The 13,798-nt window shown below is 41.7% G+C and carries 11 protein-coding genes and 3 pseudogenes; 10 read left to right on the forward strand and 4 right to left on the reverse strand.

What is annotated here, in order from left to right; translation table 11 throughout:
* Positions 1–107: 107 nt before the first annotated feature.
* A pseudogene (locus N6H06_RS02350) lies at positions 108–1,233 on the reverse strand (IS3 family transposase).
* 265 nt (positions 1,234–1,498) lie between these two features.
* On the opposite strand from N6H06_RS02350, the gene N6H06_RS02355 reads away from it, so the two are divergent.
* From N6H06_RS02355 to N6H06_RS02365, 3 genes are all read left to right on the forward strand, one after another.
* Entirely contained in the window at positions 1,499–2,284 is a 786-nt protein-coding gene (locus N6H06_RS02355; protein ID WP_212954476.1) for a DUF6612 family protein, read from the forward strand.
* A 178-nt stretch (positions 2,285–2,462) separates the two neighbouring features.
* Entirely contained in the window at positions 2,463–3,245 is a 783-nt protein-coding gene (locus N6H06_RS02360; protein WP_212954475.1) for a DUF6612 family protein, read from the forward strand.
* A 250-nt stretch (positions 3,246–3,495) separates the two neighbouring features.
* Positions 3,496–4,215: a DUF6612 family protein gene (locus N6H06_RS02365; RefSeq protein ID WP_212954474.1), complete on the forward strand. Its 720-nt coding sequence runs from the start codon at positions 3,496–3,498 to the stop codon at positions 4,213–4,215.
* A gap of 213 nt (positions 4,216–4,428) precedes the next feature.
* On the opposite strand, the gene N6H06_RS02370 is transcribed toward N6H06_RS02365, so the two are convergent.
* From N6H06_RS02370 to N6H06_RS02380, 3 genes are all read right to left on the reverse strand, one after another.
* Entirely contained in the window at positions 4,429–5,967 is a 1,539-nt protein-coding gene (locus N6H06_RS02370) for a PH domain-containing protein (protein ID WP_212954473.1), read from the reverse strand.
* Positions 5,967–6,458 carry a PH domain-containing protein gene (locus N6H06_RS02375; protein ID WP_062745335.1) on the reverse strand — a complete coding sequence of 164 codons (492 nt, stop codon included), beginning with the start codon at positions 6,456–6,458 and terminating at the stop codon, positions 5,967–5,969. The genes N6H06_RS02370 and N6H06_RS02375 overlap by 1 nt, the downstream gene beginning before the upstream one ends.
* A 465-nt stretch (positions 6,459–6,923) precedes the next feature.
* Positions 6,924–7,733, reverse strand: coding sequence for a CPBP family intramembrane glutamic endopeptidase (locus tag N6H06_RS02380; protein ID WP_263705529.1), 810 nt, complete (start codon positions 7,731–7,733; stop codon positions 6,924–6,926).
* 142 nt (positions 7,734–7,875) lie between these two features.
* On the opposite strand from N6H06_RS02380, the pseudogene N6H06_RS02385 reads away from it, so the two are divergent.
* The 7 genes and pseudogenes from N6H06_RS02385 to N6H06_RS02415 all read left to right on the forward strand — a co-directional run.
* Positions 7,876–8,756: pseudogene (locus N6H06_RS02385) on the forward strand (IS3 family transposase); the annotation flags it as partial.
* Positions 8,757–9,176: 420 nt separating this feature from the next.
* On the forward strand, positions 9,177–9,821 hold the full coding sequence (locus N6H06_RS02390; protein ID WP_062745339.1) for a TetR/AcrR family transcriptional regulator: 645 nt from the start codon (positions 9,177–9,179) through the stop codon (positions 9,819–9,821).
* Positions 9,818–10,708 (forward strand): ABC transporter ATP-binding protein, encoded by an 891-nt coding sequence (locus N6H06_RS02395; RefSeq protein WP_212954471.1) that lies wholly within the window; start codon positions 9,818–9,820, stop codon positions 10,706–10,708. The genes N6H06_RS02390 and N6H06_RS02395 overlap by 4 nt, the downstream gene beginning before the upstream one ends.
* Positions 10,708–12,303: an ABC transporter permease gene (locus N6H06_RS02400; RefSeq protein WP_263705867.1), complete on the forward strand. Its 1,596-nt coding sequence runs from the start codon at positions 10,708–10,710 to the stop codon at positions 12,301–12,303. The genes N6H06_RS02395 and N6H06_RS02400 overlap by 1 nt, the downstream gene beginning before the upstream one ends.
* Before the next feature lie 171 nt (positions 12,304–12,474).
* Positions 12,475–12,681: a cytochrome c oxidase VIIc family protein gene (locus N6H06_RS02405; RefSeq protein WP_263705881.1), complete on the forward strand. Its 207-nt coding sequence runs from the start codon at positions 12,475–12,477 to the stop codon at positions 12,679–12,681.
* Positions 12,638–12,922, forward strand: a pseudogene (locus N6H06_RS02410) (transposase); the annotation flags it as partial. The gene N6H06_RS02405 and the pseudogene N6H06_RS02410, both read left to right, overlap by 44 nt.
* Before the next feature lie 198 nt (positions 12,923–13,120).
* Positions 13,121–13,636, forward strand: a complete 516-nt coding sequence (locus tag N6H06_RS02415) for a GrpB family protein (protein WP_263705530.1) — start codon at positions 13,121–13,123, stop codon at positions 13,634–13,636.
* Positions 13,637–13,798: the final 162 nt, after the last annotated feature.

A 13,798-nucleotide genomic window follows, 5' to 3' on the forward strand; every position in this document is an offset into this window, starting at 1 on the left:
ACTGGAGACGATCTAATTGGAGGAGAACTTGGATAGCGCGACCTCAGGCTATGTTGATGGAGAAGCGCCGGGGTCCTTCCGGTTGACCTTGGATTGTCAACACTAAATCAGACGGCTTTTTTAAGGGATGATCGTTTATATTCAATTGGGCTTACGTAGCCTAGTGTTCCATGAATTCGCAGCTTATTAAACCAGTGAACATAATCACTGAATTCAAGCGTAAGATGCTCTAAACTATCAAACTTCATCTGGCTGATAAACTCTGTTTTGATGATTTTAAATGTGGCTTCCGCCACGGCATTATCATATGGACAGCCTTTCATGCTTAAGGAGCGGCCAATCTGGAAGGCTGCTAACGTTTCGTCAATGAGCTGGTTTTTAAACTCGCTGCCACGGTCGGTATGGAACAGCTGGATATCCCGCAGATCACCTTGAATAGAAGAAAAAGCCCGTGTGACAAGGCCTGCATCTTTGTTGGGTCCTGTGCTGAAGCCGATGATTTCGCGATTAAAGAGGTCGACAAAGATACATACGTAATGCCATTTGTTTTTGACTTTGACGTATGTTAAATCACTGACGACTACTTTTTTCGCTTTTGTCTGATGAAACTCGCATTTCAATTCATTTGTGAGCTGACTCATTACAGGAAGTTTTCTGCGGCTTGAACTGTGCCGCTGTATAGGAAGAAACAAGCCCTTGTTCCTTCATGATACGGCCAATACGTCTCCTAGAAACCGTAAATCCACGCTTGTGCAGTTCGACCTTGATTTTTGATTTTACGCGTGCCGTAGGCACTTCGGTTTTGTTCAAAAATCTCTATGACAGCGCCTGTTACATCGTCTTCTGACTGACGCTCTTTGGCCTTATAGTAGTACGTACTACGGGAGATTTGCAGGACGCTGCACATTGCTGATACCGAGTATTTGTCTGTGTTTCGTTTAATGACATTTACTTTCGTCCCATGATCAGCGCGGCTTGCTTTAAAATATCATTCTCCATTCTAAGTTGCTTTAGTTCCTTGCGAAGTTCCAAAAGCTCCTGCTGTTCAGGAGAACGATTGTCTTTCTCTTTGAAAGAACCAGAGGTTTCGTCCTGGTTGATCCATCGGTCAAGAGATGACGGAGTCAGATCATATTCATCAATAATCGCTCGTTTCGTTTTTCCATTCTGGTACAGCTGCACCATTTGCTTTTTAAACTCAGGCGTGAATGTGCGGCGTTCTCGCTTTGTCATAGTCGGAGCTCCTCACCTGTTTTAGGTCAAGTGTACGTGACCTTAATTTTTCTGTCCAGATAAGTGTAGACGCTCCAAAATGAGTAGGCGGGGCAGGAAGGGAAAGCTTGTGTAGAAGGGGTTAATTAATGCCCCTTATTCTCGCCTTAAAACGGATTAATACACATTCAGTACCTATTAACCTTTCGCATATTAAAGCTAAAGGTAAGGGCAGTATTCGCTTGTAAACTGGAGAAACAAGAGGAAGGCAGAAAGGACGATCCAGGTGAGGAGAGGCGGACGGCACGCGTTTGTCTATGTGTTTGTTGGACTGTTGATTTTTATGGCAGCGTGTAACACGGACGCGAAAGAGGAGAATTTAACAAGAAAAGAAGCGATTATTGCGAAAACGATCGAGCAAGCCGAATCAGTGGAGTCGTATGCGATAGAAGGAGGGATATTAGAAGATTTTCTATGGGAAGATGGGAGTTCGGAGTATAACTATCTATTGTTGTCGAGTAATAAAATTCCTGAGCGAACCCACAGTCAAGTCGTACAAGAATACGGTATTGGAGAATTTGAAACGACCGTGTTTACATCAGAACTGTACCAGAACGCAAAAGAGAGGTATATAAACCTCGATGATAAGGGATGGAAGAAATCAGAAGACCCCAAGGACATTGAATATGATTATACTGAATATGAAGCACCCATTATGTTTTTAGAACAACTGGAAAACGTGGACGAACTGATGGTAGAAGAAACGGAAGCTGAGTATGAAATTCGCTATTCTGAACCAAATGAAACTCTTTATGACATCTATGAGCCGCCTTCTGAGGCTTCGAAAAAGGGGACCGTCTTTGTAGAGACTGGCAGTCCAGAAGTGTTTCTTGTAATTGATAAAGCCGATTATACTGTCCGGGAATTTACAACAACGTTCTTTTATGAAGATGAGGCAGGAAGTGACTCGGAAGGTACAGCCACGCTGGAGTTGCGCTTTGATAAGATTAACGAAGTTGAGGACTTTGAGATCCCCGATGAAGTGATTGAAGAAGCGGAGGCAAATGAGTAGGCGGGGCAGAAAGGAAAAGCTTTTGTAGAAGGGGTTAATTAATGCCCCTTACTCTCGCCTTAAAACGGATTAATACATATTCAGTACCTATTAACTTTTGGCGTATTAAAGCTAAAGTTAAGGGCAGTATTCGTTTGTAAACTGGAGAAACAGGAGGCAGGCAGAAAGGACGATCCAGATGAGGAGAGGCGGACAGAACGCCTTTGTCTATGTATTTTGGGGGTTGCCGATTTTTATGGCAGCGTGCAGTATGAGCGCTGAAGATGAAGATTTATCAAAAGTAGAAACGGTTATTGCACAAGTAATTAAGAGAGCTGAAATGGTGAACTCTTATGCACTAGAGTTTGAGGTGCGTGATGATATTGCCTGGGGAGATGGAGACATAAGTTACACTCATTCTATGCTTTCAGGACTTTCATTTTCTAATCCTCAACGTGGGTATTACCAAATGACTGAGGTAGAAGGCAACGGAGAAACAGAAACTACTGTGTTTACAGACGAAATCTATGAAGATGAAGATGCAGTCTATGTAAACTTTAATCAAGAAGGATGGATAAAATCTGAAGGCTATAATAATTATAACGAGACAGGTTTTGAAGCAATGATTCAACTATTAAAGGAAATAAAGAATACGGAAGAGATAATTATTGAAGAAACGGAGGAGGCTTTTGAAGTTAGCTTTCCTGAAATGGCTGAAGTTCTCTACGAATTCTATGACCCAGCGACTTCTATAATGGAGAGTGATGCCTTTGTGGAAACTGGAGTTCCGGAAGCATTTATTAAAGTTGACAAAGAAGACTATTCGGTTCGAGAGTTTACGACAAAATTTTTTTATGATGCTAGAACAGGAAGCTCATCAGAAAGAGTGGTTACAATCGAATATCGGTTTGATGATATCAACGAAATTGAAGACATAAAAATCCCCGATGAAGTGATTGAAGAAGCGGAGGCAAATGAGTAGGCGGGGCAGGAAGGGAAAGCTTGTGTAGAAGGGGTTATTTGATGCCCCTTACTCTCGCCCTAAAACGGATTAATACACTTTCAGTACCTATTAACCTTTCGCATATTAAAGCTAAAGGTAAGGGTAGTATTCGTTTGTGAACTGGAGAAACAGGGGGAAGGCAGAAAGGACGATCCAGATGAGGAGAGGCAGACGGAACGCCTTTGTCTATGTAATTTTGGGGCTGTTGTGTTTCACGGCAGCGTGCAGTATGAGTACAGAAGATGAGGATAAGACGAGGGAAGAAGCAATTATTGCCCAAGCGATCGAGCAAGCCGAATTGGTAAACTCTTATGAAATCGAGGGAGGAGTTTTTAATGATATTACCTGGGAAGATGGGAGAATGGAATACACGTATTATTTGTTTTCGGCTTTCGAGACTTCCGAACCCCAACGTACACATGCTCATTTAGAAGAAAAACAGGGAAATGGAGACACAGAGATCACTTTGAATACAGAGGAAATTTACGAGAAAGGGGAGGACATCTATGTAAATTCCGATGGTGAAGGCTGGAAAAAAACGAGTAACTCAGCGAATTATGAATATGAGATGACAGAACATGAAGTGGCGATTAGGTTGTTGGACAGGATAGAGAACCTGGAAGGCGTAAACGTTGAAAAGACGGATGAGACTTATGATTTTAGCTACTATGAAGCCGATGAAACAATTTATGATATCTATAAGCCAACTTCTTCCGAAACTGTGAAAGGTACAACTTTTGTGGAGACTGGAAGTCCAGAAGTGTTTTTGGCAATTGATGAAACTGATTACACGGTACGGGAATATACGATCAAATTTTTTTATGAAGATCAGGCGGGGGGAAAGGCAGAGAACGTTCTTACAGTAGAATACCGTTTTGACAATATTAATGAGATCGAGGACATTGAAATCCCCGCCGAAGTCATTAAAGAAGCGGAACAAAACGAATAGCAAAAATGAAGACGCGATACATAGGGAGTAATGCTAAAAGCCTGATAGAGGGTCAACCCGCATGGCGAAAACGCATCTCCGGCCAACAAAAAAACGCACCAAGTAGATATGGTGCGTTTTTTTGTTAGATTTAGAGGCAAGGCGATCTTGCCTATACTGTTATTCTTCAGCAGTGTTTTAAGCATCACTTGTTGTTGGCAGGTAAGTTTACCGCTATGAACAAGTTTCCCCGCTGTATGGTTGCTTTTCAACGTTAATGTCATCTTCCCGTCCTCTGTACCATTGTAAAAAGGAATGGGCGAGTTCGATTGGCACGTCATCCATTCCTGAATGGCGCACAGGGTTTCCTCGATTGGTTATCTCAATCGAGGCGAGGCCCAACCTTTTTTGAATGATGTTTCGAGTGATCTTTGCTTTAATGACTTTTTCTCGTTTTGAGACAAATAAAGAGGTCGTGAATGCGCCTTTTTTCAACTGGATAAATTGGTCGTTGATGGCATAGCGGGTATGGAAAAAGTCGAACAACCTTGCGATCAATAGATAAACCAAAAGGGTTGCTGATACGATTATCCAGGACGGCTCTATATTGAAAATGGCAGGTTTAAAGTAAAATAAAGCACCGGTGGCAAGGAACCAGAACCAACTTGGGCGCAATATGCGGACCCACAAGGATTTTGTTGGAAGACGAGTCATTTCTGTTGTAATCGTATAGGACGGTAACATGTCCGATATCATCTCATAGGCTTTGTTTACTGGGAGAAACGGATAGAGCGTATTTTTTTCGAGTGCATCTTCTCCAGAACGTAGCCCACCGGCACTTGTTAGTTTAACTTCTGCGAGTCCGAGGAGTCTTTTTATCATGGACTGTTCCATTTCAATGGCTTGTACCTTGTCTTTGGAAATGGAAAAGGCGGTTTCGTCGATAACGCCTCTTTTAATGTAAATATGATTGGCATCTGAAGCGATTTCGTATTTTCCATACTTCAGATACGTTCGAATGAGTCCAAAGATCGTGGAGGCGACAATAAGCACGATGACGATGACGGCTACAATCCACCAGGAATTTGCTAGTTTGTTGATCAGTCCTTCTGCCGTGTCTTCCACATGGAAAAGATCATTGATTTTAAAATAAAATGAACCAATTATCGGAATGAGCACCAAAAAACTTAAAGAGGTTACAGATGCTTTTAAAATGTCTCTTTTTGTCGGTTGAAAATGAATCGTTCGCTCTTGATCGAGATCCCCGGGATGCTCTTCCTCGTCATTTGGATCATGTGATTGCTGATTCCAATCCTCTAGTTCCTCGTGAGTTGCCCTTTTGACGTGTGCTTCCATCTGTTCAGCTTCTGCTTTGGAAAGAACTTCAAATTTTATATTGGCATTTTCACCTGTCATCGCGATTTCAAAATGAATCGAAGTCCTTTTAAAGACACGATGGAGGAACGATGTGTGACGGTTGATGTTTTCGATTTTTGAAAAAGGAATGGTTTGTTCCGTTTTACTGAAAAGGCCTTTGTAAAGATGGAATGAGTGATCATCCAATTTGTATTTATGGGTAACCCATTTATAGATAATCGAGAAAAGGGTCAATCCAACTATGATCAAGAAAGCCATTCTCCCATATTTGATGAAGGCAGATTCGGAACCGGCCATGACGACGTATAAATAAATGACAAAGAAAAAGGCATTCCGTACAAGGTTGATCAAGTGAAAAAGCATCGTATATGGAGAATAACGCTTTGCCTTTGTCATTACTCCACTTCCTTAATTCTTGCATATTGGGCAATTTGATTTCGCAACTCAACTGCCACTTCTTTTGGCAAGGCAGGAATGGTGTGAGACGATCCCATCGTTTCCACGGAGACGGAACAGAGGCCATATTTTCTAAGAATCGGGCCTTGCTCGGTTGCAACCGATTGAATTTTTGTCATCGGGACAAGTTCATGGGTTTCTTTTAGTGCCCCTGATTTTAGTTGTAAATATGCTTCATCGACATCATAGCGCCAATGTTTGTAAAGCAAGAAGGGGCGAATCACTGACCAAATCCAGCCGATGATCGTTAACACGGTCGCGCCGATTAATAGCCATCCAACCCATTCTTTCCATGAAAAACGATCATCAAGGTAAAAAAAGATGCCCAAGATGATGAGAACGATGATATTTCCAATCGCGTCACTGATGAGCCAAACCTTGATTGCATCCTTCGATAAACGTTTCTGAGGTGCGTTTATGGGGATACTCAAACAATCACCACCTATATTCTCTGCCTATTATACATGGCTTTGAGTGATGGTTCATCCATCTGAATATGAGTCGCTATTTTCTATAAATTAAAACCCCTTGATAGAAAGTAGAATCAATTGTTTGTTTCCGGAAAATGGACGTACTGGCCTTTTCCCTATCAATGGATAATTCTCTTGCAATGTCTGAGATTGTCATTCCATTTTTGTATATACTTTAATCATAAAAAATTCCCCTCTTGTAAATTGTATGAAATTCTTTGGCGTATTAATGTCTTAAATGAAAATATCCCTAATCTGTGTTGATTCGTAAGACATTTGGCAAGAGACAGTTTAGTAATACGAATGGATGTATGAATTTAGCACAGTAATCTGGTAAAATATCATTTTCCACAAAAAACACTCAGAATGTTTCACTTCTGAGTGTAATTGAAATCGAAATATCTTTTTCAACTATCGCGGCCTACTTCAGAGACCGCTTAAATTATAATTTCTTTTTCTTTTAGTCAACACGAGCAGGCTTGTAATTAGAATTAAATTAGCTATTGAAACAATAATACTGCCTTCAAATTTATATGTACCACCTGATATCAACAAACTTCCTTGAAAAGTATTGATTAGAAGATTTGGATAATCACCTGCCAGAGAAACACCACCCAATATAATTGCCCCAACTGTATTCCAAATGAAATGGATAATTATTGGTGCCACTATTGTTCCTGTATACTCTAAAAGTAACGTTACAAATATGCTCATCGAAATAACATTAATCACTGGGATAATACCTGCTTCAAATGCGCCCCCATGCATCACGGTGAATAAAATTGTTGTTAAAATGGTTGCCACAATAACATTATATTTATGTTTCCATAATTGATATAAATACCCTCTTACCAACAATTCCTGCATGGCAACATTCAACAGTGATGCCAAAATCCAAATCCATATGTAATCAATACTGTTTTGACCCTGTATATTCATAGTTTTTGTAAGTAAGAAGACAGTTACTACACTCCCTAGCCACAAAATACCTAAAACAATACCTATTAAAGAACTTTTAAAGAATCTTGAAGCTACAGGAATCGTAATTTTACACTTTTCTACAATAAAAACGAAGACCACTGACAATAAAACCACTACCACAAGTGGTGTAAACTCCCACCATAATCGTAAATACGCCTGACTGTTTGTATGTATATCAGGCGTAAATGATATTAAAATGGCCCAACTCATAAAAAATATAATTGTTTTTAAAATGGTACTGGTTAACTTTTTCATTATTGGTTCCTCTCTTCTAACTAAGAAAAACTGTGCAGTAATCTTGTCCGTTTGCTGAACATCATACTCTTATATAGCTTAACACAAACAATATTTCTCTAAAATGGAAAGCTAAAAATACTGAGAAATGAGGAGAACCGTCAAAGTTAACCGAACGCCTGAACAGGAAGAACGGATTAAGAGACATAAAGAAAACCAAAGACTTGATGGAGAATAATATTTTAAGGGGAGCCGCGCTGATCTTGGGATAAAATAGATGTGATTCGAAATAACGCTCACAAATACTCAGTATCAGCAATGTGAGACGTCTTGCAAATTCCTAGAAGTACGTATTATTAAGAAGCGAAAATCAGAGATGACCAGGAAGAAGAGAATACGGCCAAGAAAATTAAAGATTGAGCTTCAAAAGAAGGACTGGCAAGTGTCACGCTGTCATATTGGGCGCATTATGAAAGAGCCCAGTTTACCCCCCAGAACACTTCAGTCAGTGAATCGGAAGTTGGAAACGTACTCAATCGAGAGTTTAATTAGGACAAGGAGTTAAAGGTCGTTGTCAGTGATCTGACCTACGTCCGGAACAGACAGAAATGGCATTACATCTGTATTTTGGTAGATTTATATAACCGTGAAATCATTGGCTACAGTACCGGTTCCGAGAAAACGGCATCCTTAGTTCAGCATGCCTTTGCATCGGTTCTCTAAAGTCTTAATCGCCTCGAATTGTTACATAACCGATCGGGGCAGTGAGTGTAAAAATAAGCTAATCGATGAAGCTCTTGGCCTTTGACATCGAGCGTTCCTTGAGGGCAAAAGGAACGCCCTATGACAATGCTGTTGAAGAAGCTATGTTTAAGACGATCAAAACAGAGTTTGTCAACGGTGTTTTTTTAGCCAACAGGAACTGGATCTGGAACTATTTGATTAGGTGAATTGGTTTAATCATATTCGGATCTATGAATGGCTGGCTATTTAACACCCCGTGAATATAAGCGCAAGCACCAGGCTGAAATATATGCTATTTAGCAGTAATGAGCGCACTCTACTTGGAGTGGCGGTCATGACAGCCTTGGCGGCTGAGCAAGATTCTCTTAAATATCTGGCTTCCTGGCCCGTCATCCTGCCCGCAGAGGCTCCAAGTTAAGTGACAGACGACTATCTTTCATTAAAGTGAGATTGAATACCTTAAACAGGTCTATGTTCTTAAAATAATTGTTCAGTTTAGTCATTCCAACGACCTAAATTACCCCCTACCACTTATAAAGGGATAGGCTTTTTCTATTTCTGAACAGCCGCATTTGGGAGGAGGTTGTTTATCTAAGTAATGGAATAATGGTCTCTTGTAGGTTGTAACATAGAAGAAAAAAACCATTGACCACTCCGGTCAGTCGTGATATTCTTCGGTTGACCAGGGTGGTCAATGGGATTAAGAAAGGAGGGCATTCCTTGTCTAAACAATTTGAGAGCCTTGAGAAAGAGAAGCAAGTCCGAATTTTAGATGCAGCTTTTCATGAATTTGCTGAAAATGGGTATGAGAGCGCGTCGACAAATCGGATTGTAAAGGCTGCGGGTATTGCTAAAGGAACACTCTTTAATTATTTTGAGAACAAACAGTCGCTGTATCATTATTTAATTAACTATGCGATTGACCTATCAAGGGAACAATATTTGCAAAAAATTGATGTAGAGGAAGCGGATTTTTTTGAACGCTTGAAAAAAGCAGGTACGTTGAAGTGGAAAGTGTTTAAAGAGCATGAGAAGGTGTTAAATTTTCTTGCGACTTTAGGGCTGAGCGTCGATGAAATCGAACTTCCTAAGCCTTTAAGGATGAAGTTTGAGGAATTGCTGACCTATTGGCATAGGGTGCTTAACGATAACATTGACTATTCAAAGTTTCGTGACGATGTAGATGTAAGGAAGGCATTTCATTTGATTCGCTGGTCGATTGAAGGCTATCGCTCTGAGCTTATGCAAAGATTTAAAGGGGAGAACTTGAATGAAATCGATACTGAGCCCTTTTACGACGAGTATTACCAATATATAGATATACTAAAAACTTGTTTTTACCGAAAGGAGGAGGTTGAGAGATGAGTGTATTAGTTAGCGAGTCATTAACGAAACGGTTTGGAAATTTCAGGGCGCTAAATCATGTTTCGTTTGACGTACAAGAAGGGGAAGTGTTTGGTTTCATTGGGCCTAATGGTGCTGGGAAATCAACAACGATACGGATTTTGCTCGGTGCTTTGAAAGCTTCGAGCGGAAATGCAACCATTTTCCAACAGGATGTCTGGAAAGACGCGGTGGCGATTCATAAACGTTTAGCTTATGTTCCAGGTGACGTCCATTTATGGCCGAATTTAACTGGCGGGGAAGTGATTGATTTATTCGGTAAAATGCGCGGGTCATACAACAAAGTACGTAAAGAAGAATTAATGGAAAGGTTTAGCTTTGACCCTACAAAAAAATGCCGTACTTACTCGAAAGGAAACCGACAAAAAGTTGCACTCATTTCCGCCTTTTCCTCCGATGCCGATTTGTATATTTTAGATGAGCCGACGTCTGGGCTTGATCCATTGATGGAGAAGGTGTTTCAAGAGTGTGTTGCAGAAGAGAAAGCAAAAGGGAAAAGTGTGCTCCTTTCTAGCCACATTCTTTCGGAAGTAGAGCGGCTTTGCGACCGCGTGGGGATCATACGAGAAGGAGAAGTGATTGAATCGGGGACCTTGGAAGAGCTTCGCCATTTGACGAGAACGAATGTAACGGTAAAAACGGAGAAACCGCTTGTAGGACTGGCGGATATGAAAGGGGTGCACGATCTCCGCGAGGAAGCCGGGACGTTTCGTTTCCAAGTTGACGGTGAAGAGCTCGGTACGGTGATGCAACATATTAGCAGCTTTGGATTGGTAAAGCTGGAAAGTGCTCCACCGACATTAGAGGATTTATTCATGCGTCATTATCGAGGAGGTGTCAAAAAGTGATGGCGTTTCATCATACGTGGTTGATGGTGCGGTTTATTTTCCGGCAGGACCGGATTCGCCTCTTCGTTTGGATAGCAAGTTTCGTTGTCGTGAATGTGGGAACGGCGTCTGCCTTTACGAATTTATATGCGTCGGAAGCAGAACGGCAGGCGATGGCACAAACAGTGGCAAACCCGGCGATGACCGCGATGCTTGGACCGGCATATGGCTTGGATAACTATACGGAAGCGGCGATGATGGCCCATCAAATGTTGCTTCTTACCGCCATTGTGGTTGCGGTGATGAACATTTTGCTGACCGCACGGCACACGAGGGCCCCAGAGGAAGATGGGCGTATGGAAATGATGCGGTCGCTTCCGCTCGGTACGTTGACACCATTAAGTGCGGCAATCATCGTGATGGCTGGAGCAAATATGCTGGTCGGCATAGGTTCAGGGTTTGGTTTGGCTGCCCTCGGGATTGAGAGCATGGACTTACATGGTTCGCTCATGTATGGAGCTGTACTAGGAGGCGTGGGATTCTTTTTTTCTACGATCACGGCAGTGTTTGCCCAGCTCTCAGAAAGTACGAGAGGAACCGTCGGCCTGTCCTTTGCCGTCCTGGGCTTAGCGTATTTGGTTCGTGCAATCGGCGATGTATCTAATGAAACGCTGTCTTGGTTTTCTCCTCTTGGATGGGCCGTGAAGACCGAAACATATGTCAATAATCAATGGGGACCATTCCTTCTGCTAATTGCGGTTGCGCTGCTTTTGTTTGTCTTCGCCCTATACTTGCAGGTCAAGCGTGATTTAGAGGCAGGCTTTTTACCAACCCGCGCAGGCCGCAAAGAAGCTTCTGCTTTCTTAAACGGACCTGTCAGTTTAGCGATAAGGTTGCAACGGACAGCGATGATCTCTTGGCTTGTGGCTATGGCTTTAATCGGTGCCTCCTACGGCTCCATTCTTGGAGACTTAGAGACATTTTTTGAATCCAATGAACTGATGGCAGACATGTTTGCTTCTGATGCAGGATTTTCGATAACGGAGCAGTTTATTTCGATCATTATGATGGTCATAGCGATTATTGCAGCGATTCCAGCATTGCTTGTTATGTTTAAATTGAAAGCGGAAGAAAAGAAAAACCGAAACGAGCACGTGTTGGCCAGAGCCGTGTCCCGAAACCGGCAATTTGGCAGTTATGTGTTACTTGCTCTTCTAGTCAGCATAGTCATGGTCGTTATCGGCGGATGGACGCTTGGAGCGACAGGGAACGCGGTGATGGATGAACCGATTAAGATTAGCCAATTACTAGGAGCTGCTATTGCTTACGTGCCAGCCCTTTTTGTCATCATTGGCCTCGGGGCTCTCTTTGTCGGGGTCTTCCCGCGAGCGACCATGATTACATGGCTCTATTTAGTGTTCGCGTTTGTTGCCAATTATTTTAGTGAACTTTTTCAGTTTCCAAATTGGGTAGTGCAGCTGACCCCGTTTGGATATGTACCGCAAATGCCGATGGAGGAAATGAATTACGCTGCAACAGGTGTACTCTTGCTCATAGCAGCATGTTTACTCGTCATCGCATTCCAAAGCTATAATAAGCGTGATATTCAAGGATAATCTAAAACTAGGGTGTAAGGGTACACCCTAGTTTTTGTTGGTGGGTTTGAGTACAACATAGGAGAATGGCAACTTCAGTTCATAATAAGTTTAGTGAATAGGCCATATTTTCACAGACATGAACAATATTTTATGTTGCTCTTCATCGAAAGCAAAGTTAGGAACGATCATATGACAAATGAAAAAGAAGAACTCCTTTACGTTATAGAAGCCAATGAGGAAAACAAGCCCCAAAAGGCAAGAGTTCTCTATTGTGTGGCACTCTATGTGGTTGTATCGATTGAAATTGGCTTAGGCTTTAGTATCCCATTCTTTGCAAGTCGGTGGGTTTTGAAAAGGATTGGCTGCTCAAATACGGGCGATAGAAGAAATTCATGAGCAAAAACAGAAGAATGGACTTGTTTGTCCGTATTGTAATAGCCATTCAGTTGTTCGGTTTGGGAAATACGCTATCAAAACACGTATCGGAGTGTTAAAACGTCAACGTTACCGCTGTAAAATAGGCAATCAAACATTCAACAACCTAACGAATACCCCTTTACCACGGACGTGGAAGCCGCGCCTATGGGTACGATTTATTGAGTGCAAAATGGATGGAACGCTTCAACGGTGTTGCGACCAAGTGTCTGCAACATTGCTTGCTTCAATTCATAGACAGAAAGGAATAGGAGAATACCTCGTCGAACAAAAAGAAGATGCTTGTTAGTTCTTATTTGTTTCCAGCGACAGAGACGAATGTCAAGCTTCGACGCACAGTGTTTTCGTGTTGAACTAACAGGTAATTTATATGCTCCAACTTAGGGTTAAGGGGGTAGCGATGAAAGTAGATGAAGACATCTCAATTGCAGAATACAATTCAAATTGGGCAATCTGGTATCGAGAAGAAACAGAACAACTACTGAATGTTTTTCCAAATGCAATGTTCGAGCATTTTGGCAGTACCTCGGTATCTGGACTCTATTCAAAACCCATCGTGGATATACTGATAGGTCTAATTGGTGTTCTTGAGTTGTCGGATGAACAAAGAAGAAAATTGGAGTATCTAGGGTATGAAGTTCTCGGGACTGCTGGTGTTCCTGGGCGGATACATTGCCGAAAGCGCGGCATACGCTCGTTTAATCTTGCAGTGACTCCATTTGACTCAGAATTATGGCGCGACAATTTGCTGATACGAGATTATCTGCGTTCTCACCCAGATGAAGCCAAAATCTATGCTCAACATAAGTTAGATGCGTACCGTAAAGGATATCGTACACTGATAGCATATTCGGATTATAAAGCGGAGTTTATATCGAGACTGCTTCTACGCGCTAAGACAGCTCAGGAAATTTGATTATTTTATTGTAGAATGGCTACCGTCGTCCAAAAGAGAGCCCCTTTTTTTAACAAGATGTTTTTCTTTGGGCATATATCAACACTAAGAGTGAACATAGCCTTTCTAAATAGGGGCTTATGCCAATTTATCCATTTAAAAAGTGCAGAACCTGTAAAAGAA

This window comes from Shouchella tritolerans, from assembly GCF_025770735.1.
Lineage (GTDB): Bacteria > Bacillota > Bacilli > Bacillales > Bacillaceae_D > Shouchella > Shouchella tritolerans.

What these genes read in the sequence shown, in the direction of transcription:
- N6H06_RS02400 (WP_263705867.1), top strand. Translation starts at nt 10,708, where the DNA reads ATGGCGTTTCATCATACGTGGTTGATGGTGCGGTTTATTTTCCGGCAG.
- N6H06_RS02365 (WP_212954474.1), top strand. Translation starts at nt 3,496, where the DNA reads ATGAGTACAGAAGATGAGGATAAGACGAGGGAAGAAGCAATTATTGCC.
- N6H06_RS02405 (WP_263705881.1), top strand. Translation starts at nt 12,475, where the DNA reads ATGACAAATGAAAAAGAAGAACTCCTTTACGTTATAGAAGCCAATGAG.
- N6H06_RS02370 (WP_212954473.1), bottom strand. Translation starts at nt 5,967, where the DNA reads ATGACAAAGGCAAAGCGTTATTCTCCATATACGATGCTTTTTCACTTG.
- N6H06_RS02360 (WP_212954475.1), top strand. Translation starts at nt 2,463, where the DNA reads ATGAGGAGAGGCGGACAGAACGCCTTTGTCTATGTATTTTGGGGGTTG.
- N6H06_RS02415 (WP_263705530.1), top strand. Translation starts at nt 13,121, where the DNA reads ATGAAAGTAGATGAAGACATCTCAATTGCAGAATACAATTCAAATTGG.
- N6H06_RS02395 (WP_212954471.1), top strand. Translation starts at nt 9,818, where the DNA reads ATGAGTGTATTAGTTAGCGAGTCATTAACGAAACGGTTTGGAAATTTC.
- N6H06_RS02380 (WP_263705529.1), bottom strand. Translation starts at nt 7,733, where the DNA reads ATGAAAAAGTTAACCAGTACCATTTTAAAAACAATTATATTTTTTATG.